Raw genomic sequence first — 22,724 nt, forward strand, 5'->3', positions numbered from 1 at the left:
GCCCGCGGGGCGGTGGAGTCGATTTCCTGGAGCTGGAAACGCAGCAGCTCCTGCTCGCTGTTGAACGCGGCCAGGGCCTTTTCGAGGCTTTCCAGACGGCGCTCGGCCTGACGGCTGCGGGCCAGAAGGGCCGCGAACGTGGAGCGACGGTCTCCCAGAGCACCGAAAGCGTCCAGCAGCTCGAGCTGCTGCGCGGGACGAACCAGAAGACGGTTGTCCGCCTGGCCGTGTATCTGCACCAGTTCCTCGCCCAGGGAGCGCAGAAGCTGGAGGTTCGCCATCGCCCCGTTCACATACGAGCGGCTGCGGCCGGAGGAGGTTATCTCGCGCCGAAGCACCAGCTCCTCGCCGGGGTCCTCCCCGCCGAACACGGCCTCGGCCAAACGGCTGCGGGCATCGCGGTCCAGGCTGAAAAGGGCCTCGGCCACGGCGCGCTCGGCCCCGGAACGCACCAGCTCCGCGGCGGCCTCGCCGCCCAGCAGAAGGCCCAGCGCGCCCAGCAGGATCGATTTGCCCGCACCGGTCTCACCGGAGATGACATTCAACCCCGGGCCGAACTCGAGGTCCAGCCGGTCGAACAGCACATAATCGGTCAGTCGGAGAGCCTGGAACATAGACAGTCAGGTCCTTTCCCGCTCGCCCCATTTCAGCTTGCCGCGCAGACGGGAGAAGAAAGTGCCCTCGAAGGGCTTGACCATCCGGGTGACATGGGCGGCCCGGCTGACATGGATCTCGTCCTCCTCGATGATCCGGCTGCTCATCTGCCCGTCCACGGTCAGCAGCACCTCCTGGTGCGCGGACATCTCGGTCAGGGTGAGCGGGATATCTGAGGGGACGACCAGGGGCCGCACCGCCAGAGAGTGCGGACAGATCGGGGTGATGGCCACGGCGTCCATGGTGGGGAACAGGATCGGCCCGCCGGCCGAAAGAGAATAGGCCGTGGAGCCGGTGGGCGTGGAGACTATCACGCCGTCGGCCGGGAAAAAGCCCACCTGGTCGCCGCCGGCCTGGATGTTGAGCACTATCGGCCGGGTCCGTCCACCCTTGTGCAGGACAAAATCGTTCAGCGCGTGATAGCACTGCTCGCTGCCGTCCGCATGCGCCACCCGGGCCTTTAGCACCATGCGCTCCTCGACCTCGAAATCCAGGGCCAGGATACGGTCCAGGCAGGCGGCCAGCTCGTTGAAAGCACAGGTGGTGAGGAAACCGAAATTGCCGAGGTTCACGGCGAAGATGGGCACCTGGCTGACCCCCACGCAGCGGGCCGCGCCCAGCACGGTGCCGTCGCCGCCCAGGGCCAGCATCAGGTCGGTCCCCTCCGGGATGCCATCGCCCTGGATAAGCTCCACCCGGGAATGGTCCTGCACGAACGCCAGCAGGTCGGCATGCACCCAGGGCCTGACCCCGCGCTGGGCGAGCAGGTCCAGGCAGAGGGCCAGCAGTGTTGCTATGTCCGGATTGTGGAGGTTAGCTTTTAACGCTATGTTCATCGATCCGCGCACCCAGGGCCTGTTTGACGAAAGCCTGAATTCCGGCCGGGCAAAGTCCCAGCCGTTCGAGCAGCACATTGCGCTTGCCCACTTTGAGGAACTCGTCCGGAACGCCCATGTGCAGGACCCGTCCCGACGGCTCGTTGCGGCCGGCTGCGTAGAGCGCCACCTGCGAGCCGAACCCGCCGCGCAGCACGTTCTCCTCCAGGGTGACCACGGTCTCGTAGCTGGAGAGCACATGCTCCAGCATGGGTGTGTCGAGGGGTTTGACGAAGCGGCAGTTGAACACGCCCGCGCTGATCCCGTCGCGCGCGAGCAGCTTGCGGGCCCAGAGCGCCGGGTGGACCATAGTCCCCACTGCCAGCAGGGCCACGTCCCGCCCCTGCTCCAGCATCTCCCACGAGCCGATCTCCAGCTCGCGGAAGCGTTGGGAGCGGATCACCCCCACTCCGCCGCCGCGCGGGTAGCGGATGCAGAACGGGGCCTTGTCCTGGCGGAACGCGGTGTAGAGAAGGTCACGCAGTTCCACCTCGTCCTTGGGCGCGGTGACTATCATGTTGGGCACCAGGCTCATGAACGACAGGTCGAACACGCCGTTGTGCGTGGGCCCGTCATCCCCCACTATGCCCGCCCGGTCCAGGGCAAACACCACGGGCAAGTCCTGCAGGGCCACGTCCATGATCACATGGTCGAAAGCCCGCTGGATGAACGTGCTGTAGATCGCCACCAGGGGCCGCGCCCCCACCATGGCCAGCCCGGCCGAGAAAGTGACCGCGTGGCCCTCGGCGATCCCGACGTCGAAAAAGCGCCCGGGCAGCTCGCGCTGGAAACGGCTCAGCCCGGTGCCGTCCGGCATGGCCGCGGTCACGGCCAGGATGCGCGGATTGGCCGCGGCCAGCTCGACCGCCGCCTCGCCGAACAGCTCGGAATAGCTGGGCGCCTTGGGGGCCACGGTTCCGCCGGTGGCGGTGTCGAACGCCCCGGTGCCGTGGAAACGGGTGGGGTTCTCCTCGGCGTGCTCGTAGCCCTTGCCTTTCTTGGTCAGCACGTGCAGCAACACCGGGCCGTGAATCTCGCGGACAGTCTTGAGGGTGCGCAGAAGCTCGTCCAGATTGTGGCCATCGATGGGGCCGATATAGCGGAAACCCATCTCCTCGAACCACATGCCCGGCACGAACAGGTTCTTGAGCGATTCCTCCAACTTGTGGGCGAAAGCGCGGACCTGGTCGCGGCCCAGGGGGATTCGCTCGGTGAGGTCCCAGATCTCCTTTTTCAGCTTGTTGTAACGCGGGTCCAGTATCAGGCCGTTCATGTAGCGGGTCAGGGCGCCCACGTTGGGCGAGATGGACATCTGGTTGTCGTTGAGGACCACCAGCAGGTCGTGCCCCCCGGCCCCGGCGTTGTTCAGGCCCTCGTCGGCCAGCCCGCCGGACAGGGCGCCGACGCCGATCACCGCCACCACCTTGAAGTCCTGCCCGGCCAGGTCACGGGCGCTGGCGTAGCCCAGGGCGGCCGAGATCGAGGTGGAGGCGTGGCCCGTGGCAAATGCGTCGCAGGGGCTTTCCTTGGGGTTGGGGAACCCGCTCACGCCGCCCTCCTGGCGCAGCTTCTTGAACCCCGCCCGCCGTCCGGTGAGCAGCTTGTGGATGTAGCACTGGTGGCCGACATCGAAGATGATCTTGTCGCGCGGGCACTCGAACACCGAGTGCAGGGCCACGGTCAGTTCCACGGCCCCGAGGTTGGGAGCCAGATGGCCGCCGGAGTCGCTGACCACGGAAATTATGTAGTCCCGCAGGCATTCGCAGAGAGTTTCGAGCTCGGCGAGGCTGAGGTCCCGGATGTCGCGTGGGCTCTTGATGCGGCCCAGAACTTCCTCGGTCCTGGATTGCAAGGACACATCCCCCGTTGTATGTGAAAATCCGCACGGAGGCGGATTGAAATACCGACGGAATTATGTCTTAATTTAATCTCTGCCGGGCAGGGCGCAAATGTTTCTTGTTATTTTTCAGGCCTTGCGGCTGAGAATGAAACGGGCCAGGGCCTGAAGCGTCCCCTCGCGGTCGAGCCCGGCCGGGCCGAGCACCGCGCAGGCGCTCTCGACCGCCTCGGCGGCCATGCGGCGGCTGGTCTCCAGGCCATAGAGGGCCGGGAAAGTGGCCTTGCCGCGGGCCTGATCCGCGCCCACGGTCTTGCCCAGGGCGGTGAAATCCCCCTCGATGTCCAGCAGGTCATCCACGATCTGGAACGCCAGTCCGATCCCCTCGCCGTAGGCGGCCAGGGCGTCCAGGGACTGTTCCCGAGCGCCGGCCAGATGTCCGCCCAGGGTGCAACTGGCGCGGATCAGGGCACCGGTCTTGTGGGTGTGGATGTAGTCCAGGGTGGCGCGGTCCACCGCGTGGCGCTCGCTCTCCAGGTCCACCACCTGCCCGCCGATCACGCCTCCGCCGCCCACGGCCTCGGCCACGGCGGCCACGGCCCGCGCCGTGTCCTGCGCGGAAAGCCCCAGCCCGGCCGCCTCGCGGCTCAGCACCCCGAAGGCCAGGAGCAGCAGCCCCGAGCCGGCCAGGGTCGCGCTGCGCTCGCCGAACCGGCGGTGGCAGGTGGGCAGCCCGCGCCGGAAATCGTCGTTGTCCATCACCGGCAGGTCATCGTGGATCAGGGTGTAGGTATGGATCAGTTCCAGGGCGCAAACTGCGCGGTAGTGGGAATCGCTGTCCCCATCGCCGCCGCAGGCGCGGAACGCGCTCAGCGCCAGCACCGGGCGAAGGCGCTTGCCTCCGGCGGCCAGGCTGTAGGCCATGGCCTCGTGGAGGGGGTCTGTCTCGGCGGGGACAAGCTCTTTCAGCACCCGGTCGATCCGGGTCTTCTCGCTTTTCAGATAAGCCTGGAGGTCCAATTTCTTCCCTTCCCTCATTCCAGGTCGTGCAGCTCGAAACGACCCTCGAGAGTCTCGACCAGCTTCTGCACCTTCTCCTCCGAGGCCAGCAGGCGCTTACGCGCCTCGATGGCGTCGGCCACGCCCGCGTTGAACAGGCGGATTGCCTCTTCCAGGGGAAGCTGCTCGTCCTCCAGACGGCTGACTGTCTCCTCGAGGCTGCTGCAGAGCTGTTCGAAGCTTTTCTCTTTCTCTTCCTTCTTCGGCATGGCTTACGGCTCCTGAAAACGGTCCGACTGCATCCGGGCGCTCACCCGGCTTTGCTTGCCAGAGTATCCTCACCGGCGGGGTTCACGCCCTCGACCCGGCAATCCAGGCTGCCGCGCGCCAGCAGCACGGAGAGCCGCTGCCCCACCTCGACTGTGGCGGCATCCCGCACGATTCTGCCCTCCGGCGTGCGCGCCATGGCGTAACCGCGCCCAAGCACGGCCGCCGGGTTGAGCGCGCTCAGGCGCTCCTGAAAGCCGCTCCAGCGCACGCGGGCCAGGTCCAGGCTGTGACGGGCGGCGCGCTGAAGGCGCAGGGCCAGGGCGGCGTGGCGGTCGCGGCAGGCGCGCAGGGCCGCGCGCAGGCGCTGCGGGGCCAGGGCGCGCTCCAGCTCGTCCAGGCGCTGATGCGCGTCGGACAGAGGCCCGGAGCCCGCCCGCACCAGACGGCGGCCCAGGGCCACCAGGCCAGCCTCCAGCTCCGCTGCCACCGGCACGGCATATTCCGCAGCGGCCGAGGGCGTGGGCGCGCGAAGGTCGGCCACGAAATCGGCGATGGTGAAATCGGTCTGGTGCCCCACGGCGCTTATCACCGGCACGGGGCTATCGAATATCGCCCGGGCCACGGCCTCCTCGTTGAACGCCCAGAGGTCCTCGGCCGAGCCGCCTCCGCGCCCCACGATCAGCACATCCGCGCCGCCCCAGCGCCCGAACGCGCGCACAGCCGCGGCGATCTCGGCGGCAGCGCCCTCTCCCTGCACGCGGGCCGGGGCCAGCACGATCCGCACCGAGGGGCAGCGCCGCTCAAGCACGGATATTATGTCGCGCACCGCGGCACCGGTGGGCGAGGTGACTATTCCCACACAGGCCGGGAACTGCGGCAGGGGGCGCTTCCGGGCCTCGTCGAACAGGCCCTCGGCCGCCAGGCGCGCCTTGAGCCGCTCGAAGGCGAGCTGAAGTGCCCCCACACCGGCAGGCCGCAGCTCGCTGACCATGAGCTGGTACTGGCCGCTGGGCTCGTACACCGAGAGCAGCCCGCGCGCCATCATTTTCATCCCGTTCTCGGGCCGGAAGGTAAGGGCCTGGTTGTACTGGCGGAAAAACACCGCCCGGAGCGCGGCGGAGGAGTCCTTGAGCGAGAAATACATGTGCCCGGAGCCGTGGTGCACGAAATTGCTTATTTCACCCTCGACCCAGAGCGGCGGGAAAGAGCCCTCGATCAGCTCCTTGACCTCGCGGGTCAACTCGCTCACGCTGTAAACATGCAGGTCCAAGCCGGTTTACGCTTTCCGGCCCAGGGCCAGCTCGGCCGAACGGACCGTGTTGGCCATGAGCATGATGATTGTCATCGGGCCGACCCCGCCGGGCACCGGGGTGATCAACGCGGCCACCTCGGCCGCGCTTTCGAAATGCACATCCCCCACCCAGCGGTAGCCTTTGGGGTTGGAGGAGTCGTCGATGCGGTTGGAGCCGACATCGATCACCACCGCGCCGGGCTTGATCCAGTCGCCGCGGATCAGCTCGGGCTGGCCGATGGCCGCGATCAGCACATCCGCCGTGCGGACCATGCCGGGCAGGTCGGCGGTGCGGCTGTGGGCCACGGTCACAGTGGCGTCCGCGCCCTCGGCTTTCTGCAGCAGGATATTGGCCACGGGTTTGCCCACGATGTTGCTGCGGCCGACCACCACCACGTGCTTGCCCCGCAGCTCCACCCCGCTGCGGACCAACAGTTGCTGGATACCGGCCGGGGTGCAGGGCTTGAATCCCTCCAGTCCGATCACCAGGCGTCCGAGGCTCACCGGGTGGAACCCATCCACATCCTTGTCCGGGTCGATCGCCATGATGATCTCATCCTCGTCGATATGCTTCGGCAGGGGCAGCTGGACCAGGATGCCGTGGATACGCGGGTCGGCGTTGAGCCGGGCCACCAGGTCGAGCAGAGCCTCGCGCGTGGTGTCGGCCCCCAGGCGGTGCGAGGCGGAGTGCAAGCCCAGCTCGATGCACTTTTTCTCTTTCATCCCCACGTAGGACTGGCTGGCCGGATTGTCACCCACCAGGACCACGGCCAGGCCGGGGCGGACCCCTTTTTCCTTGAGGGCCCAGATACGGCGCTCCAGCTCGGTGCGTATCTGAGCGGCGATCACTTTGCCGTCGATTAAAGATGCGGACATGAAACGCTCCTCCTGTACAGGGCTGGATTACGGCGGCGCTCAGGCTCCGCCGGCCGGCGCGGGGAGCACCCGGCCGGCCGGCGGATAATGGCATACCTACATGGCGAGCACTGCGGCCTGCGGAACCTGTAAACGCTCGATCTTCCTGGCCCGGCCGGTCTGCGGGTCCAGGGTCAGCAGCACGCCCATCAGGACCAGGTTGGTGTCGGCGGGCTGGAAACGGTTGGGGGTCTGGAGCAGGAAACGCTTGATCGCCAGCTCTTTCTTGATCCCGATCACCCCGTCGATCGAACCGCTCATCCCGGCATCCGTGATATAGGCCGTGCCACCCGGCAGCACGCGCTCATCGGCGGTCTGGACATGGGTGTGGGTTCCGAGCACTGCGCTCACCCGCCCGTCCAGGTGCCAGCCCAGGGCCACTTTCTCGGCCGAGGCCTCGGCGTGGAAATCGATTATGACCAGGTTGGTCTCGTTCTTGATCCCGTCCAGCACGGTCGAGATGGTGCGGAACGGGCAGTCGATCTCTTTCATGAACACCCGGCCCTGGAGGTTGATCACCGCCACGGGCAGGTTGTTGCGGGCCTTGGTCACTACCAGGCCGCGGCCGGGATTGCCCGGCGGGTAGTTGATCGGCCGCAGGACGTTGGGCTGACGGTCGAGGTCGGCCAGCGAGTCCTTGCGGTCCCAGATATGGTTGCCGCTGGTGATGACATCCACGCCCAGGGCAAACAGCTCCTCGGCTATCTCCAGAGTCAGACCGAACCCACCGGCGGCGTTCTCACCGTTGGCAATGCAGAAATCCACCTTGTGCTTCTTGATCAGGTTGGGCAGAATCGCACCCACCACCTTGCGTCCCGGACCGCCGACAATGTCGGCAATGAACAGTATCTGCAAAAGGGCACCCCTTGTCTTTCCGTTACTTGGCGTAGCTCACGGCCCGGGTCTCGCGGATAACCACCACCTTGATCTGTCCGGGATATTCGAGCTCTTTCTCGATCTTGTGGGCGATCTCTCCGGCCAGTATCTCGCCGTAGCTGTCCTCGATCTCATCCGGCTGGACCATGATCCGTATCTCGCGCCCGGCCTGGATGGCGTAGGCTTTCTGCACGCCCTTGAACCCGTCGGCGATCTTCTCCAGCTTCTCGAGGCGCTTGATGTAGGTTTCGAGCGTTTCACGCCGCGCGCCGGGGCGCGCCCCGCTCAGGGCGTCCGCCGCCTGCACCAGCACCGAGATGAGCGAGGTCTGCTCGACATCGTTGTGATGGCTGGCCACGGCGTTGATCACCTCTTCCGGCTCGCCGTACTTGCGGCACAGCTCCACGCCGATCTGGGTGTGCGTGCCCTCGGCCTCGTGGTCCACCGCCTTGCCGATGTCGTGCAACAGCCCGGCCCGCTTGCTCATGGCGATGTCCAGGCCCAACTCGGCGGCCATCATGCCGCAGAGGGTGGCCACCTCCTTGGCGTGCAGAAGGTTGTTCTGGCCGTAGCTGGTGCGGAACTTGAGCCGTCCGAGCAGGGCGACCAGCTCGGGATGTATGCCGTGCACGCCGGTCTCGTAGAGGGCCTCCTCGGCGGCCTGCTGTATCTTCTCTTCCACTTCCTTGCGGCACTTCTCCACCACGTCCTCGATGCGCCCGGGATGGATTCGGCCGTCCTGGATCAGTCGCTCCATGGCCAGACGGGCCACCTCGCGGCGGATGGGGCTGAACCCGGACAGGATCACCGCCTCCGGCGTATCGTCGATGATCACATCGATGCCGGTGGCCATTTCGAACGAGCGGATGTTGCGGCCCTCACGGCCGATGATCCGTCCCTTCATCTCATCGTTGGGCAGGTTGACCACCGAGACCGTGGACTCGACCACGTGGTCGGCGGCGCAGCGCTGGATGGCCAGAGTGATGATTTTCTTGGCCTCCTTCTCGGCGTCGCGCTTGGCCTGCTCCTTGATGTCCTTGACGTACTGGGAGGCCTCGACACGGGCCTCCTCTTTCAGGTTCTCGATCAGCTCGCGCTTGGCGTCCTCGGCGCTGAGGCCGGCGATGCGCTCCAGGCGCTGGTTCTGCTCGGCGATGAGCTGGGTCAGCTTGTCGTCCTTGCTCTTGACCACTTTCTCCCGGACCACGAGGTCATCGTTCATCCGCGCGACCTCGCGCTCTTTCTTCTCGACAATCTCAAGCTTCTTGTCCAGATTGACCTCACGCTCCTGCAGCGTGTGCTGGACCCGTTCGAGCTCCTTGCGCCGGCCCTCGGTCTCCTTCTCGAAATCCACCTTGGCCTGGTAATACTTCTCCTTGCTTTCGATGGTCGCCGACTTGCGGATGTTTTCGGCTTCGCGCCCTGCATCTGTGATGATTTTCTTGGCCTGCGACTCCGCGTCCTGCAGCTTGCTCTGGGCGATCCTTCGGCTGACCCAGTAGCCCAGCACGAACACCGCTGCCAGCAACACCAGCATTACCAGTACCGGAACAATGATATTGGATAAAGTTGACATCAAGTCTCCGTGAAACGTGCGTTTAGGTTATCTATTGAAGTATCCGCCCACGCGGATGGGAATAACATCATTGCTGACTGATCCCACGGGAACACAGGGCAATAAAAAGCCCCGCCGCACCCGATCAACAAATCCGAACCTGCAACAGCTCAAAGCGGGCGCTGTCCGCCGGCGCCACCCGCTCCGGCCGGAGGCCGGCCAGCGGTGCACCACAGGAGAACGCTCCCAAGGGTTCGTTCCAGGATCAATTCGTTAATCACGCGCCGACGGGGTATGTTTCAACCATCCGTCATATGTGCCGAAGGATCAGAGCAGGGCCTCCTGGGACCGGCTCCTCTCCAGATAGGAATCGAGCAGCTGGATCAGGGAATTGCACTTGAGCTCCAGCTCCTCATCCCGTATCTCCTTCTCCCTTTTGGTCTGGAAAAGTTCATCGGTTATGGACATAGCGGCCAGAATCGCTATCTTGTGCACGTCCTGCAGGCTCAGGCTCTTTTTTACCGCCTGCATGGTCTGATTCACATATTCCGCGACCTTGCGGGTGTATTCGGGATCGGTCTGTGTCCGGATATTATAAGTATCACCGAATATCGACACCCGTGTAGTCGTTACCTTGTCGTCATCCATAGCGCTCTGCCCGGGACTACCGTGATTGGAATTGACCCTTTTTTATGTTAAAGAAACCGTTTGACGGCTTTCGTTTACGAAACTGTCTTCAATCTCCAATCTAAAGCAAGGCATTTTGCAAGTCAACAACCCGCGCGCCGGAATTTGCCCCTTTGCCCGGACTCGGGCCCGACCCGTATCAGAGCTCGAGATGATCGAGCTCTCCCAGCACGCGGGAAAGGGTCTCATCGACCAGGGAAAGCTTTCGCTCGAGTTTTTCCTTTTCGAGTTTCAGGCTCTCGACCTGACTGACTATATCCTGCCGCGACATCTGCTGGCTCCCACCGACCAGGGAGCGGAACGAACGGTTTTCCGCCTCCAGCTGGTCCACCACTTTGAGCAGGCGCTTGATTTTATCTTCCAGCGACTGGAACCTGTCAGGCATCGAAACCCCGTGAATATTCGCCTTCGCCGTGCCGGGAGGAGTTCACAGACGGCTCCGCAGCCTCTCCGGCCGCGGAGCACAGGTCATTCAAAACAATATAACACTTAACGTTGCTTCACGTCGAATTTTTTTATCAACCCGCGCAAAATCTTCTCGAACGCCTGGTCCACCTCTTCATCCCGCAGGGTGCGCTCAACGCTCTGGAAAAGCATGGAGAAAGCCAGGCTTTTTTTGCCGGCCGGCACGTGCTGCCCCTGGTACAGGTCGAACACCGCCACCTCGGCCACCAGGCGCGAGCCGCGCTGTATCTCGGCGGCAAGCTCGGCGCAGGGCACGGCGTCATCCACCAGGACAGCCAGGTCGCGGCGCGAGCCGGGGTACGGGCTGCGCTCGCTGTGACGCGGGGCCTGACGGGAGGCGAGCAGGCGGTCCAGATCGAGCTCGGCCAGCAGCACCGTGTCGGGCAGCTCCAGGCCGGCGGCCAGGCTGGGGTTGATCGCCCCGAGCAGGCCGATGCCGTGACCGCCCAGTCGCACCTCGGCGCACTTGCCGGGATGCAGAGCCGGGTGCGAGCCTTGAACAAAAGAGAGGACCGGAAGTTTCAGCCGGGCGGCCAGGGATTCCAGCACGCCCTTGAGGTCGAAAAAGTCCCAGGCGCGGCCCTTGCCGCTCCAGTGCACGCTTTGACGCGAACCCAGGGCGGCCAGGCCCAGACGGCGCTCCTCGGGCGAATCGCTGCTGCCCACACGCCGCGGGAACACCCGGCCGATCTCGAAAATCCGTACATCCTGGTTGCGCTGGTTCAGGTTGCGCTTCACACAGCCCAGCAGGCTCACGATCAGCTCGGGGCGCAACAAGCCCTCCTCGCTGGAGAGCGGGAACGACAATTGCGGCGGAGCATAGACACCGGCCCCGCAGATCGCCTCGACCTCAGCCGCGCCGGTGAAACTGCTGGTCATCACCTCGCGCAGGCCCAGGCCGGCCAGGCACTCTTTCAATTTCGCCAGGTCGTACCACTCTCGCCGCCCGCTGACCGCCGGCGTGACACACATGCGCGCCGGGGACGGAATGTGCTCGTAGCCCCTGACCCGCGCCAGTTCCTCGATCAGGTCCACCTCGCGGCTGACATCGTGACGGCAGGCGGGCACTGTCACCTTGTATTTACCCGCGCCGAGGCTTTCCACCTCGAAATCGATACCCTCCAGGCAGCGGCGGACCTCGCTGGCCGGGAATTCGAGGCCCAGGAGGCTCTCGGCCCGGCAGGCGCGCAGCTCCACGGTGGGAGGGGTGAGCTTGCGCGGATAGACATCGATGGCCCCGCGGGCCACGCTCCCGCCCGAGACCTCGGCGATCAGGCGCGCGGCGCGGTCCAGGGCCAGGTTCATGCCGGAATAGTCCACCCCGCGCTCGAAGCGGCGCGAGGCCTCGCTGGAAAGCCCCAGGGCACGGCTGGTGCGGCGGGTGGTGGCCGGATCGAACCAGGCGCACTCGAGCAGCACCCGGCGGGTGGACTCGTCCACCTCGCTCTCCTTGCCGCCCATCACGCCGGCCACGGCCACCGGGTTGACCGCATCGGCGATCACGGTAATAGCGGCGTCGAGCTTGCGCGGGGCGCCGTCCAGGGTGAGAATCTGCTCACCCTCGGCGGCCTTGCGCACCACGATCCGCTTGCCCTCCAGACGGTCCAGGTCGAACGAGTGCAGAGGCTGGCCCAGCTCGAAGAGGATGAAATTGGTGATATCGACCACGTTGTTGATGCTGCGCTGCCCCACCGCGTTCAGACGCTCGACCAGCCAGCGCGGCGAGGGTCCGATTTTCACGTTCTCGATCACCCGGGCCATGTAGCGCGGACAGCCCTGGCTGTCGGTGATCTCAACCGAGGTGAGGCTTTCGATGGCCGGGCCGCTGTCGTCCGGGGAGCCCTGCGGGCGGGTTAGCTTTTTCCCGGCAACGGGCTGAAGCTCGCGCGCCGCCCCGATCTGGCTCCACATGTCGCCGCGGTTGGCCGTCACGTCCAGCACCAGTCGCCAGTCATCCAGGCCCAGGGCCTCGGGCAGGCTCATGCCCGGCCGCGCCGATTCATCCAGCTCCAGCAGGCCCGAGGACTCCTCGCTCAGACCCAGCTCTTTCTCCGAGCAGAGCATGCCCTGGCTCTCCACCCCGCGGATTTTCGCCTTTTTAAGCTCGAACCCACCGGGCAGCACTGTGCCGACCAGGGCCAGGGGGTAAAGCCCGCCCTGGCGCACGTTGGGCGCCCCGCAGACCACCTCCAGCGTGGAGCCGGCGCCGTAGTCCACAGTGACCAGGCGCAGTTTGTCCGCATCCGGGTGTGGCCGCAGCGCGGTCGCCCGTCCCACCACCACCCCCTCAATATCTTTTCCCAGGTAGAGCAGCTCATCCACGGCGTGGCCGAGCATGGTCAGGCGCGCGGCAAGCTCCTGCGGGGAGAGGTCGAAATCGATCAAAGTCTTTAGCCACTTGTAGCTGATATTCATCGTCAACCGGACCGTTTCAAGTTTTTCGTTGCGTAATGGACAGTCCGCAGAGCGCAATCCACGCTCAGAACTGTGAGAGGAAACCCAGCTCGGACTCCAGGAGCAGTCGGATGTCGTTGATCCCCATCATGGTCATGCAGATACGGTCGATGCCCATGCCGAAAGCGAAACCGGTCCAGCGCTCCGGGTCGTAGCCCACAGCCTGGAACACCGCCGGGTCGACCATGCCGCAGCCCAGTATCTCCATCCAGCCGGTCTGCTTGCAGACCGAACAGCCCTTGCCCTTGCAGAACACGCAGCGCACATCCACCTCGGCGCTGGGCTCGGTGAACGGGAAGAATGAGGGCCGGAAACGCAGGCTGCTGCCGGGGCCGAACATCTGGTGCGCGAACTGTTCGAGGGTGTACTTGAGGTCGCCGAAAGTGACGCCCTGATCCACGTAGAGGCCCTCGAGCTGGTGGAAGATCGGGCTGTGGCTGGCATCCGGCGTGTCGCGGCGGTAGACCCGCCCCGGGGCGATGATCCGCACTGGAGGCTGGTTGGCCTGCATGTAGCGCACCTGCACGGTGGAGGTCTGCGATCTCAGCAGGCGGCCGTCGGCTAAGTAGAACGTGTCCTGGCTGTCGCGGGCCGGATGGTCGGCCGGGGTGTTGAGGGCGTCGAAATTGTGGAACTCGTCCTCCACCTCCGGGCCATCCGCCACGGTGAAGCCCAGGGAGAAGAAGATTTCGACCAGACGGTCAAGGGTGAGGGTGAGCGGGTGCAGCCCGCCGTCCCAGCCCCGCGCCCCGGGCAGCGTTACATCCAGGCGGCTTTTAGCCACGGCCTCGGCCAGGCGCTTTTCCTCCAGCTCGGCGGTGCGCCTGTCGATCAGCGCGGCCAGGAAATTCTTGGCCTCGTTGGCGCGCTTGCCCAGGACCGGCCGCTCCTCGGCCGCGAGGCTACCCAGCCCCTGCAGGGCGGCGGTGAGCACCCCCTTGCGGCCCAGGTACTGAAGGCGCAGGGCCTCCAGCTCCTCGACGTTCGCAGCCGCGTCGATCCTCGCGGGGGCCTCTTTCTCGGCCTGTTCCAGTTGTTCAAGATACTGTTTCATGGTGAAATCGCTCCACGGAGAATGTCCGGCCCCTCACTGCGGCTAAACGCCGCCGGAACCGGCCAAAAAAAGACAGGCGGACCGTGTAGCCACTGTCCGCCCTGTCTTGGATAGCTCGATTTGACCCGGTCTCAGCGGCTCTGCACGGCTTTGACCAGCCCCTCGAATCCCTGGGGATCGTTGACCGCCATATCCGCCAGGACCTTGCGGTTGATCTCGATGCCGGCCTTGTTCAGGGCGTCGATGAAACGGCTGTAGCTAAAGCCGTATGCACGGACCGCGGCATTGATACGCGCGATCCAGAGAGCCCGGAACTGGCGCTTCTTCTGCTTGCGGTGGATGTAAGAGAAGCGCTGGGCACGGTCGACCGTCTCGCGGGCCGAGCTTAGCAGCTTGCTCCGGCCGCCGAAATAGCCCTTGGCCGAGTTGAGTATCTTCTTCTTCCTCGCATGCGAGGCGACATTCGTTTTAACGCGCGGCATCTGTTACCTCATCTGGTTTTCGAATCACATTACGGCAGGCATGGCAGGCACAGACAGCCTCCAACCTGCGGCGCCAATCACTTATAGGGAATCAGCCGGTGAATCCGACGCTGGTCCGCGGCGCTGACCGTGGTCTGCTTGCGCAGGTTGCGCTTGCGCTTGGGGGTCTTCTTGGTCAGAATATGGCTGTGGTACGCCTGCTTGCGCTTTATTTTCCCGCTGGCCGTGCTGCGGAACCGCTTGGCCGCGGAGCGTAAAGTCTTGAGTTTGGGCACGCTGACTCCTTGATGATTAACTTTCCGTTGGCTTAGACGGAACTACTATTGGTTTCTCTAACGGTAAGCTTTTGGGCGCCAGGATCAGGATCATGTTACGGCCTTCCATCTTGACCGGCCCCTCTTTGAGCGCCAAGTCCTCGACCGATTTGAAAATCCGTTCCAACACTTCCTCGCCCAGCTCTTTATGCACCACCTCACGACCGCGGAAGACCATGGTCAGCTTGACTTTATTGTGCTTTTCCAGGAACTTCTGCGCGTGCTTGAGCTTGAACTGCAGATCGTGCTCGTCGATCTTCGAGCGCAGCTTGATCTCCTTCATCTGGATCACATGCTGGCGCTTCTTGGCTTCCTTAGCCTTCTTGCTCTCACGGTACTTGAACTTGCCGTAGTCCATGACCCGGCAGACCGGAGGACGGGCAGTCGGCGCGATCTCGACCAGGTCGAGATTCTTTTCCCGGGCCAGTTTCTGGGCTTCCTCCAGCGGCACAATTCCGATCTGGGTGCCGTCATTGTCGATTAAACGAACCGGAGAAATACGAATCTGATCGTTTATTCGAACATCCTTGGTAGCCACAGTCCTCCTGCATCAGTGAGTTGGGATTGCCGAGCCGTTTCAATCCTCCCGCTGCCACCTTCCTGGCGACAGCCAGACCACGGCGGTACAAAAAAAAGCGGACACTATAATCCGCTTGTTTCCGTGGAAACTTTTTACTATTTCATAGCATCTGTACGGTAGCGGATCAAGTCCCTAATCCCGGCGCTTCGTCAGGCGGAATCACCATCCGCGCGCTGTACGGGTTGTAACAACTCCCGGGCGCGTCACGTTAACCTAAGACAAGCCTCACCCGGTTCCTCTGGTGACAATTCAAACACAAGATAGCGCCTTGAAATCCCTTTGTCAACAGTTTTTACGCCTGTCAGAAGCCGTTTAAAAACCGTGCGGGCTTGACATTGAACAATAATAAAAAGTATACTGAAAAAATTCCACATTTGTTTCCTTCCGAAAATAAGACCGTCATTTAAGATATTTTTCCGCTGAACGCTTGTCAATCTGATCCGTCGCGGGGGTTCGATGCGTTCCAGCGCGGCGGATACGGTCCGGCCGAACAGACGAGCCGCCGCCGTTGCACCGGCGGAAGCGCCCGCTCCGCCGACCGGAGCTCTCGGGGAGCCGACTGATGTCAGAGACCATCACCCACGATCTGCTTATTCTGGGCAGCGGACTGGCCGGGCTGAGGGCCGCTCTCGAGGCCTCTATCCAGAGCCGCGGCAAGCTGGACATCGCTCTGGTAAGCAAGGTGCAGCTTATGCGCTCGCACTCCGTGGCCGCCGAGGGCGGCACCGCGGCGGTGCTGCGCGAGGACGAGGGCGACAACCTCGACCTTCACGCCTGGGACACGGTCAAGGGCAGCGATTTTCTGGGCGACCAGGACGTGATCGCCCGCTTCGTGCGCCAGATGCCGGAGGAAATCCTTCAGCTCGAACACTGGGGCATTCCCTGGAGCCGGCGACCGGACGGCCGGATCGACCAGCGCGCGTTCGGCGGGCACAGTTTCCCCCGCGCCACCTACGCCGCCGACAAAACCGGCTTCTTCGAGATGCAGACCCTCTACGACACTCTGCTGCGCTTCCAGAACGTGACCCGCTACGACGAGTGGTTCATCAGCTCGCTGCTCGTGGAGGAGGGCCAGTTCCGCGGCCTGGCCGCCCTGGACATGGCCACCGGACAGATGCACACCCTGCTGGGCAAGGCCCTGATCATCGCCACCGGCGGGATCGGACGGATCATGGGCTTCACCACCTACTCGCACTCGGTGACCGGGGACGGGATCGCGATGGCCTACCGGGCCGGCCTCAAGATCAAGGACCTCGAATTCATGCAGTTCCATCCCACCGGGCTGATCCCCAGCGGCATCCTGATGACCGAGGGCTGCCGCGGCGAGGGCGGCTACCTTCGCAACCGCCTGGGCGAACGCTTCATGGAGCGCTACGCGTCCTCGATGATGGAGCTCGCCCCCCGCGACATCGTCTCGCGCTCGATCATGACCGAGATCGCCGAGGGCCGGGGCTTCGAGGGCCAGGACGGCCTGGACTACGTGCACCTGGACCTGCGCCATCTGGGCGCGGACAAGATCAACGAGCGCCTGGGGTTCATCCGCGAGCTGTCGATGAAGTTCGTGGACGTGGACCCGGTGGACGACCCGGTGCCGATCCGGCCGGTATTCCATTACACCATGGGCGGCATTCACACCGACATCGACGGCGCCACCTCGCTGCGCGGAATCTGGGCCGCGGGCGAGTGCTCCTGTGTCAGCCTGCACGGGGCCAACCGCCTGGGCACCAACTCCACGGCCGAATGCCTGGCCTGGGGCAAGTTCACCGGGACCGCGGCCGCGCGCTACATCACGGAGGAGTACACCGGCCAGCCCGTAGTGCCCAAAGGCGCAGCGGAGGCGGCCCGCGCCTGGGTGTTCGACGATATCCTGCGGCGCGACGGCGGCGAGTCGATCTACGAGATTCGCAAGGCCCTGCGCCGCGCCTGCGACCAGCACCTGGCCGTGTTCCGCACCGGAGAGGGCCTGGCAGCCGGGCTGAACGCGGTCCGCGCGCTCAAGGAGCGTTTCGGGAACATCAAGGTCCACGACAGCAGCCGGGTCTACAACCTCGACCTGGTCTACGCCCTGGAACTGAGTTTCATGCTCGACATCGCCGAGATCGCGTTCATGGGGGCGCTGGCGCGCCAGGAATCGCGCGGCGGGCACGCCCGGCGCGATTTCACCAAACGCGATGACGAGAACTGGCTCAGGCACACCCTGGCGGTCGCCACGCCAGAGGGCCCGAAGCTGGACTACTGTCCGGTGAACATTTCCATGTGGAAGCCGGTCGAGCGGAAATACTGAGCCGCAAGGCCCGTTCCCCGCCACGGCCAGCAACCCGAGGCCATAAGCCAAGCTCTCCGGAGGGACGAGATGAAACAGCCGTCCACAGTCAAAACCACCTACCCCAACCGGCTGGGAGTGAGGGGCTGGGCCTACGGCGGGCGCTACAGGCTGGAGCGCTACCTCTACACCCTGCAGCGGATCACCGGCCTGGGCGTGCTGCTCTACCTTCCCATGCACCTGGTGGTAACGGCACAGAAAACGAACCAGGCCCACTGGGAGACCGTGATGGGCCTGGTAAACCGGGGCCTTCTGCCCTGGGGCGAGTGGCTTGTGTTCGCCGGGGCGGTGTTCCACGCGCTCAACGGCCTGCGACTGGGCGCGACCGAGCTGGGTTTCGCCCTGCGCCCGCCGCAGCGCCCGCTCTACCCGTTCACCCTGGCCTCGGGCCGTCAGCGGCCCCTGGTCTGGATGGTCCTTCTGCTGGCCGTGGTGATCGTGGGCTACGGCACGCTCGAATTCATGTCCGTGCACCACTGAGAGGCCGCGAGGAGAGACGCAAATGATCCGGGAATCGACGCTCTGGTACCTGTTCCTGCTGGCCGGCCTGGTTCTGCTGGCCGTACTGGGAATCCATTACGGAGTGATGCACCTGGGCGGGCTGTTCGGGGCGCCGCGCGCCGAGGTGCTCAGCTTCGCCTCGGTCAGCGCGCGCTCGGCCCGGGTATTCTATATGGTGGTCTACCTTGTCCTGCTGGCGGCCGCGTTGTACCACGGGCTGTACGGGCTGCGGGCGGTGGTGTACGAGCTGTCGGCCCTGCCCTGGGGGCTGCGCAAAGCCGTGGGGCGTCTGCTGGCCGTGGCCGGGCTGGGGTTCTTCATCTACGGCTCCTGGGCCATAATCAGCGGCTTCCTGGCGCCGGGAGGGATGTGAGATGGCCGACAATGGGCACAAGGGCCGCGAGCTGTACGGGCACGAGATCGAGTTCAAGGTACTGCGCTATGCCCCGGACAAGGACAAGCGGCCGTATTTCAGGAGCTACAGGCTGATACTCAAGCGCGGCATGACCGTGCTGGATGCCCTGATGCAGATCAAGGAGACCCAGGACCCCACCCTCAGCTACCGTAAAAGCTGCCGGATGGGTATCTGCGGCTCCTGCGCCATGTATGTCAACGGCAAGCCGGTGCTCACCTGCCAGACCCAGGTGGTGGAGCTGGGCAGCACGTTGATCGAGGTGCGGCCCCTGCCCAATTTCCCGATTCTGCGCGACCTGGTGCCGGACCTCAGCACTTTCTTCGCCGCGCATGAGTCGGTGCGGCCACATATCATCCGCCAGAACCCGGACGAGGTGGACTCAGTCGAGGGCGAGTACATCCAGAGCCCCGGGCAGTTGGAGCGCTACCTCCAGTTCGCCTATTGTATCAAGTGCGCCGCCTGCGTGGCCGCCTGCCCCACCAGCGCCACGGATTCCTCGTTCACCGGCCCCCAGGCCCTGGGCGCAGCCTACCGCTACGTGGCCGACACCCGTGACGAAGGCATGGAGCAGCGGACCGCAGCCCTGGACCACCCGCACGGCCTGTGGCGCTGCCATTTCGCCGGGGCCTGCTCGGAGGCCTGTCCCAAGGGCGTGGACCCGGCCCTGGGCATCCAGTTGCTCAAGCGCGAGATACTCAAGCAGCGACTGGGCGCCGGTCCGCGCGACTCCGCCCGCCTTAGGCCGCCCCAGACCGGGAAAGCCCGGCGCGAGGGCATCCCGGAAGCCCCCCGGAAAACAGCAGGCGATTGAAAAGCGGTGATAGACGAAGGCAGGCTTTCGAGTCTGCCTTCTTTAGTTTTTCGTTAGAATATCGAGTATCCATTTCCCAACATTCAGACTACTCAGAAATTTCTTTGTTCGTCTTGACAGAAAAAGATTAAATTATAACTTGAAAACACCGATTTTCTTATTTAGGATACAATTGCCGTAGCTGTTCCGCCCCTGTGACTGATTTCTCTCCTTCAATCCCGGCCGGGCAATTTATGGGATCGTTGTTGACATTCGCCGTGATCGCGGTCGTCCTGGGTCTGACCCTGTTCGGCTGGACACTGGTGCTGAAGCTCCAGCGCGACCGTAAAATTTCGGACCTCAAAATCCAGTACCTCCGCACCGCGGCCAGCGAAGAGTCGGCCTACCAGCATTATATCCAGGCCGAGCGCCAGCTCCAGGATCTCGAGCTCAAAGAGGAAAAATGCCGCCAGACCATCTCGATCCTGAAAAGCAACATCATCGGACGGCGGAACGAGCTGCACGAGTTGATCGACAAGCTGCGCATAATCAAGCGCAAGTACAGTCTGGTGGGCTCCGGGCGGATGAACCTGGATGACGATCTGGAGCTGACCAAGCTGACCAGCGAGGTGCGCTCGCGCCTGGTGCTGAACAACGAGGACAAGAAACGGGTCATTTTCGAGCGGATGAGGATCAAGGAAGCCGTGGCCTCGCTGACCGAGACGCGCCAGGAGACCGGCGAGCACGAGACGGCCTGGGAAACAGTCCGCCGCGAGATGGACAAGATCGAGATCGATTTCCGCAAGCTGGACGAGGATGAGTTCGTCCGTTTCTGCAAGGCTTTCATCAAGAAACGCTCCGAGGAGGGTAGCCTCGACCCGGAACGGGAGATCATCAACCTGCTGCTGATGCTCAACAACAAGCAGGGCATGCTCTACGTTCGCCGGAAAGAGGCGGCCAAGGAGCCGACCACCTCCAGCCTCGACCTGATACATAAATACAATGAAGATATCCGCAAGCTGGAAATGCAGTTGCGGGTCAAGGCCAAGCGTCTCGGGATAACCGCGCAACGGGTCGAGGAACTCAAGCGTCTGTTCGTCTCGGGCAAAAGCGCCACCACCGCGGGAGCCTGAGCGCCATGAGAGCCTTTACCGTATTGCTGCTCGCGGTATTGCTGCCGTTGGGCCTGAAAGCCCAGGACCAGCCAGCCGCCACTGCCGTTGCGGACACGGCCGGTCCCGCCGCGGCCGACACCGCCGTGGCCGCCCCGCCGGATACGTTCAGCCTGGAAGTGCCGGTCAGCCTCTCCGATACGATCCCGCCCGACCTGTACCAGATCGTGGACAACCTGGGACTCAACAGCTACACGGCGCGCCTTATCGCCCGTTTCCAGAGCATCCCCGACAAAATCGTGCTCGAGGCCCTGGCCCGCGCGGATGCACAGACCGGGATCAAGTACATCAACGCCTTCGCGGTCAGCGAGGCGCTGAACCTGTTCTGCGGCCAGGACAGCCTCTGGGCGTCTTTTTTCTCGGACATCGAGCGCCAGTTGCGCGAGCCCAACCTGCTGCGTTTCAATTTCCGGGACGACCAGAAATGGAAGAGCTACGCCCTGGATGAGCTGTTCTACAGCACGTTCTTCCAGGAGCTGCTGCTGGTGATGGGCAATATCGGTATCTATGGCTCGCGCGACGGCAGGCAGTGGCTGGCCGGCTGGCCCGAGCCGCTGCGCTGGAAATTCCGCGAGTACCGCTTCGAGTACATGCCCGAGGAGGTGCGGGTCAAGGTGCTGGAGAACCTGCGCCAGGACACCAGCGCGGCGAGCTATTCCGGCACTGTCCACTTACAGCCCTCGCACCTCATCCTGCCGGTCACCCCGGCCGATTCGGTCGAGTCACCCTACGTGGAGCCCTGACCCCGCGGCGTCCCGCGCGCCCGGCGTTGACTTGACGGCTCCGTGGCGCTATCTTTGCCTTGACCGGACAGCCGTTTACCCCTCGACTTTTTTAGGACAGACCGACCATGCAGATCGCCATACTCGGCCCGCAGGGTACTTTTTCACACGAGGCGGCCCTGGCGCTCGACCCGCAGGCCACGGTGGTTTTCGAGCGCACGATCCGGGACGTGGTGGACAAGGTGGGTTCGGGCGGCGCCGAAAGCGGCCTGATCCCGCTGGAGAACTCGGTGGCCGGCAGCGTGGGCGAGACCCTGGACGCCCTGACAGACACGGACCTGACCGTTACCCGCGAGGTGATCCACCCGGTGGTGCAGAACCTGGCCGGGCTGGCCGCCGCGACCGAGGTGCGCACCGTGCTGGCCCACCCGCAGTCCTACGCCCAGTGCGAGAATTTCCTGCGGCGCAACTACCCCGCGGCCGAGATCGTGCAGACCTCCTCCAACGGACGAAGCGCCGAGATGCTGCTGGAGAGCGGACGGGCCGACATGGCGGCGATAGTCCCCGAGCTGGCGATCGGCCTCTACGGCCTGACCCGTCTGCGCGCCTCGATCCAGGACAACCGCTACAATGTCACCCGGTTCGTACAGGTGGGTCGCGAGATGCCCGCCAGCTCGGGCTACGACCGCACCAGCCTGGCCCTCTACCCCCAGACCGACCACCCGGGTCTGCTGTTCAAGCTGCTGGGGCAGTTCGCCCAGCGCGGGGTGAACCTGAGCAAGATCGAATCGCGCCCCTCGAAAGGCCGCCTTGGGGATTACATATTTTTTGTGGATGTCCAGGGCCATATCCAGGACCAGCCGGTGGCCGAGGCTCTGGAACAGTTGCGCAAGATGGCCTTTATCAAAGTGTTGGGCAGCTATCCCCGCCAGTACTGAACCCATCCTCCCCCTTCGATTGACAGCCCGCGCCCAAGTGTGTAGATTGTGGCACGTTCGGCGGGAAAATTCCGGCCGTGTCAGCAAGTCACACGTTATCCTGATAGCAAACTCAGGCTGAAAGCGTATGCTTTTCTGTTTTTACTTCTTTCGATTCGGCGCAGCATTGTTCGGTTAGATTTTTGCTATAGAATGTTATGGGCGAACACAGTGTTCGTATCGGAATAACTCGATCCCGGGTCAAAGCCAAACCCCGTGCGGCTGACAGGCCGCCGCTGTTGCCTTTGGGGGCCGCACCTGTCTGAGCCTCCCGCCAGGGTAGCGTTTAATTGAGCGAGAAACGGCCGGGGCTGTAATTGCCGCACTGTCCGGCGGCGATTCGCGGCAGCGCCGCCGCTGCAACGCGGGAGCGGAATTAAGACTCCGTAAACACTTAAGATTGACGCAGAGTCTCGGTTTGGACGAGTTTGCGGCCCCCGCTGGCTTTGCTGCTTTGGCCGAAACCAAAGCAGAAATGAGACGGTCAGCTTCAAACTGCAAGTTCCTAACCGGACA

General features: G+C 64.0%; 23 protein-coding genes. 7 read left to right on the top strand and 16 right to left on the bottom strand.

What is annotated here, in order from left to right; genetic code table 11:
- The 16 genes from LLH00_10380 to infC all read right to left on the bottom strand — a co-directional run.
- On the bottom strand, positions 1-614 hold a 614-nt coding region (locus LLH00_10380), incomplete at its 3' end, for an AAA family ATPase (protein ID MCE5271675.1).
- Between the two features lie 6 nt (positions 615-620).
- Entirely contained in the window at positions 621-1,490 is an 870-nt protein-coding gene (locus LLH00_10385) for an NAD(+)/NADH kinase (GenBank protein MCE5271676.1), read from the bottom strand.
- Positions 1,468-3,381 (bottom strand): 1-deoxy-D-xylulose-5-phosphate synthase, encoded by a 1,914-nt coding sequence (dxs, locus tag LLH00_10390; GenBank protein ID MCE5271677.1) that lies wholly within the window; start codon positions 3,379-3,381, stop codon positions 1,468-1,470. The genes LLH00_10385 and dxs overlap by 23 nt, the downstream gene beginning before the upstream one ends.
- 114 nt (positions 3,382-3,495) lie before the next feature.
- Entirely contained in the window at positions 3,496-4,386 is an 891-nt protein-coding gene (locus LLH00_10395) for a polyprenyl synthetase family protein (protein ID MCE5271678.1), read from the bottom strand.
- 14 nt (positions 4,387-4,400) lie between these two features.
- Complete coding sequence (xseB, locus tag LLH00_10400) at positions 4,401-4,634, bottom strand: exodeoxyribonuclease VII small subunit (GenBank protein ID MCE5271679.1); 234 nt, start codon at positions 4,632-4,634, stop codon at positions 4,401-4,403.
- A gap of 41 nt (positions 4,635-4,675) precedes the next feature.
- Positions 4,676-5,905, bottom strand: a complete 1,230-nt coding sequence (xseA, locus tag LLH00_10405; GenBank protein ID MCE5271680.1) for an exodeoxyribonuclease VII large subunit — start codon at positions 5,903-5,905, stop codon at positions 4,676-4,678.
- A 6-nt stretch (positions 5,906-5,911) separates the two neighbouring features.
- Positions 5,912-6,802 carry a bifunctional methylenetetrahydrofolate dehydrogenase/methenyltetrahydrofolate cyclohydrolase FolD gene (folD, locus tag LLH00_10410; GenBank protein ID MCE5271681.1) on the bottom strand — a complete coding sequence of 297 codons (891 nt, stop codon included), beginning with the start codon at positions 6,800-6,802 and terminating at the stop codon, positions 5,912-5,914.
- A gap of 96 nt (positions 6,803-6,898) precedes the next feature.
- Positions 6,899-7,696, bottom strand: a complete 798-nt coding sequence (locus LLH00_10415) for a TIGR00282 family metallophosphoesterase (protein MCE5271682.1) — start codon at positions 7,694-7,696, stop codon at positions 6,899-6,901.
- A gap of 22 nt (positions 7,697-7,718) precedes the next feature.
- Positions 7,719-9,293, bottom strand: coding sequence for a ribonuclease Y (gene rny, locus LLH00_10420; protein ID MCE5271683.1), 1,575 nt, complete (start codon positions 9,291-9,293; stop codon positions 7,719-7,721).
- A 306-nt stretch (positions 9,294-9,599) separates the two neighbouring features.
- Complete coding sequence (locus LLH00_10425; GenBank protein ID MCE5271684.1) at positions 9,600-9,920, bottom strand: cell division protein ZapA; 321 nt, start codon at positions 9,918-9,920, stop codon at positions 9,600-9,602.
- A gap of 178 nt (positions 9,921-10,098) precedes the next feature.
- Positions 10,099-10,344 (bottom strand): hypothetical protein, encoded by a 246-nt coding sequence (locus LLH00_10430; GenBank protein MCE5271685.1) that lies wholly within the window; start codon positions 10,342-10,344, stop codon positions 10,099-10,101.
- Positions 10,345-10,448: 104 nt separating this feature from the next.
- On the bottom strand, positions 10,449-12,839 hold the full coding sequence (pheT, locus tag LLH00_10435; protein MCE5271686.1) for a phenylalanine--tRNA ligase subunit beta: 2,391 nt from the start codon (positions 12,837-12,839) through the stop codon (positions 10,449-10,451).
- Between the two features lie 64 nt (positions 12,840-12,903).
- Complete coding sequence (locus tag LLH00_10440) at positions 12,904-13,932, bottom strand: phenylalanine--tRNA ligase subunit alpha (GenBank protein ID MCE5271687.1); 1,029 nt, start codon at positions 13,930-13,932, stop codon at positions 12,904-12,906.
- Between the two features lie 131 nt (positions 13,933-14,063).
- Positions 14,064-14,414, bottom strand: coding sequence for a 50S ribosomal protein L20 (rplT, locus tag LLH00_10445; protein MCE5271688.1), 351 nt, complete (start codon positions 14,412-14,414; stop codon positions 14,064-14,066).
- 77 nt (positions 14,415-14,491) lie between these two features.
- On the bottom strand, positions 14,492-14,689 hold the full coding sequence (gene rpmI / locus LLH00_10450; GenBank protein MCE5271689.1) for a 50S ribosomal protein L35: 198 nt from the start codon (positions 14,687-14,689) through the stop codon (positions 14,492-14,494).
- A 16-nt stretch (positions 14,690-14,705) separates the two neighbouring features.
- Positions 14,706-15,266 carry a translation initiation factor IF-3 gene (gene infC, locus LLH00_10455; GenBank protein ID MCE5271690.1) on the bottom strand — a complete coding sequence of 187 codons (561 nt, stop codon included), beginning with the start codon at positions 15,264-15,266 and terminating at the stop codon, positions 14,706-14,708.
- A 604-nt stretch (positions 15,267-15,870) separates the two neighbouring features.
- On the opposite strand from infC, the gene LLH00_10460 reads away from it, so the two are divergent.
- The 7 genes from LLH00_10460 (at position 15,871) to pheA (ending at position 22,169) form a co-directional block, all read left to right on the top strand.
- A complete protein-coding gene (locus LLH00_10460) occupies positions 15,871-17,592 on the top strand; it encodes a succinate dehydrogenase/fumarate reductase flavoprotein subunit (protein ID MCE5271691.1) in 1,722 nt (573 codons plus the stop codon).
- A gap of 69 nt (positions 17,593-17,661) precedes the next feature.
- Entirely contained in the window at positions 17,662-18,111 is a 450-nt protein-coding gene (locus LLH00_10465) for a hypothetical protein (protein ID MCE5271692.1), read from the top strand.
- 22 nt (positions 18,112-18,133) lie between these two features.
- A complete protein-coding gene (locus tag LLH00_10470; GenBank protein ID MCE5271693.1) occupies positions 18,134-18,505 on the top strand; it encodes a hypothetical protein in 372 nt (123 codons plus the stop codon).
- A 1-nt stretch (position 18,506) separates the two neighbouring features.
- Positions 18,507-19,358 (top strand): succinate dehydrogenase iron-sulfur subunit, encoded by an 852-nt coding sequence (locus LLH00_10475; GenBank protein MCE5271694.1) that lies wholly within the window; start codon positions 18,507-18,509, stop codon positions 19,356-19,358.
- Positions 19,359-19,591: 233 nt separating this feature from the next.
- Positions 19,592-20,470 carry a hypothetical protein gene (locus tag LLH00_10480; GenBank protein MCE5271695.1) on the top strand — a complete coding sequence of 293 codons (879 nt, stop codon included), beginning with the start codon at positions 19,592-19,594 and terminating at the stop codon, positions 20,468-20,470.
- 5 nt (positions 20,471-20,475) lie between these two features.
- The gene (locus tag LLH00_10485; GenBank protein ID MCE5271696.1) at positions 20,476-21,252 is read left to right on the top strand and encodes a hypothetical protein; all 777 of its coding nucleotides are present in this window, start codon (positions 20,476-20,478) and stop codon (positions 21,250-21,252) included.
- A gap of 107 nt (positions 21,253-21,359) precedes the next feature.
- The gene (gene pheA / locus LLH00_10490) at positions 21,360-22,169 is read left to right on the top strand and encodes a prephenate dehydratase (GenBank protein MCE5271697.1); all 810 of its coding nucleotides are present in this window, start codon (positions 21,360-21,362) and stop codon (positions 22,167-22,169) included.
- Positions 22,170-22,724 lie beyond the last annotated feature (555 nt).

The organism is bacterium (genome assembly GCA_021372515.1).
Lineage (GTDB): Bacteria > Gemmatimonadota > Glassbacteria > GWA2-58-10 > GWA2-58-10 > JAJFUG01.

Coding starts and splice junctions, on each gene's coding strand:
- LLH00_10385 (MCE5271676.1), bottom strand. CDS start 1,490: ATGAACATAGCGTTAAAAGCTAACCTCCACAATCCGGACATAGCAACA.
- xseB (MCE5271679.1), bottom strand. CDS start 4,634: ATGCCGAAGAAGGAAGAGAAAGAGAAAAGCTTCGAACAGCTCTGCAGC.
- folD (MCE5271681.1), bottom strand. CDS start 6,802: ATGTCCGCATCTTTAATCGACGGCAAAGTGATCGCCGCTCAGATACGC.
- rny (MCE5271683.1), bottom strand. CDS start 9,293: ATGTCAACTTTATCCAATATCATTGTTCCGGTACTGGTAATGCTGGTG.
- LLH00_10425 (MCE5271684.1), bottom strand. CDS start 9,920: ATGGATGACGACAAGGTAACGACTACACGGGTGTCGATATTCGGTGAT.
- LLH00_10430 (MCE5271685.1), bottom strand. CDS start 10,344: ATGCCTGACAGGTTCCAGTCGCTGGAAGATAAAATCAAGCGCCTGCTC.
- pheT (MCE5271686.1), bottom strand. CDS start 12,839: ATGAATATCAGCTACAAGTGGCTAAAGACTTTGATCGATTTCGACCTC.
- LLH00_10440 (MCE5271687.1), bottom strand. CDS start 13,932: ATGAAACAGTATCTTGAACAACTGGAACAGGCCGAGAAAGAGGCCCCC.
- rplT (MCE5271688.1), bottom strand. CDS start 14,414: ATGCCGCGCGTTAAAACGAATGTCGCCTCGCATGCGAGGAAGAAGAAG.
- LLH00_10460 (MCE5271691.1), top strand. CDS start 15,871: ATGTCAGAGACCATCACCCACGATCTGCTTATTCTGGGCAGCGGACTG.
- LLH00_10465 (MCE5271692.1), top strand. CDS start 17,662: ATGAAACAGCCGTCCACAGTCAAAACCACCTACCCCAACCGGCTGGGA.
- LLH00_10470 (MCE5271693.1), top strand. CDS start 18,134: ATGATCCGGGAATCGACGCTCTGGTACCTGTTCCTGCTGGCCGGCCTG.
- LLH00_10475 (MCE5271694.1), top strand. CDS start 18,507: ATGGCCGACAATGGGCACAAGGGCCGCGAGCTGTACGGGCACGAGATC.
- LLH00_10480 (MCE5271695.1), top strand. CDS start 19,592: ATGGGATCGTTGTTGACATTCGCCGTGATCGCGGTCGTCCTGGGTCTG.
- LLH00_10485 (MCE5271696.1), top strand. CDS start 20,476: ATGAGAGCCTTTACCGTATTGCTGCTCGCGGTATTGCTGCCGTTGGGC.
- pheA (MCE5271697.1), top strand. CDS start 21,360: ATGCAGATCGCCATACTCGGCCCGCAGGGTACTTTTTCACACGAGGCG.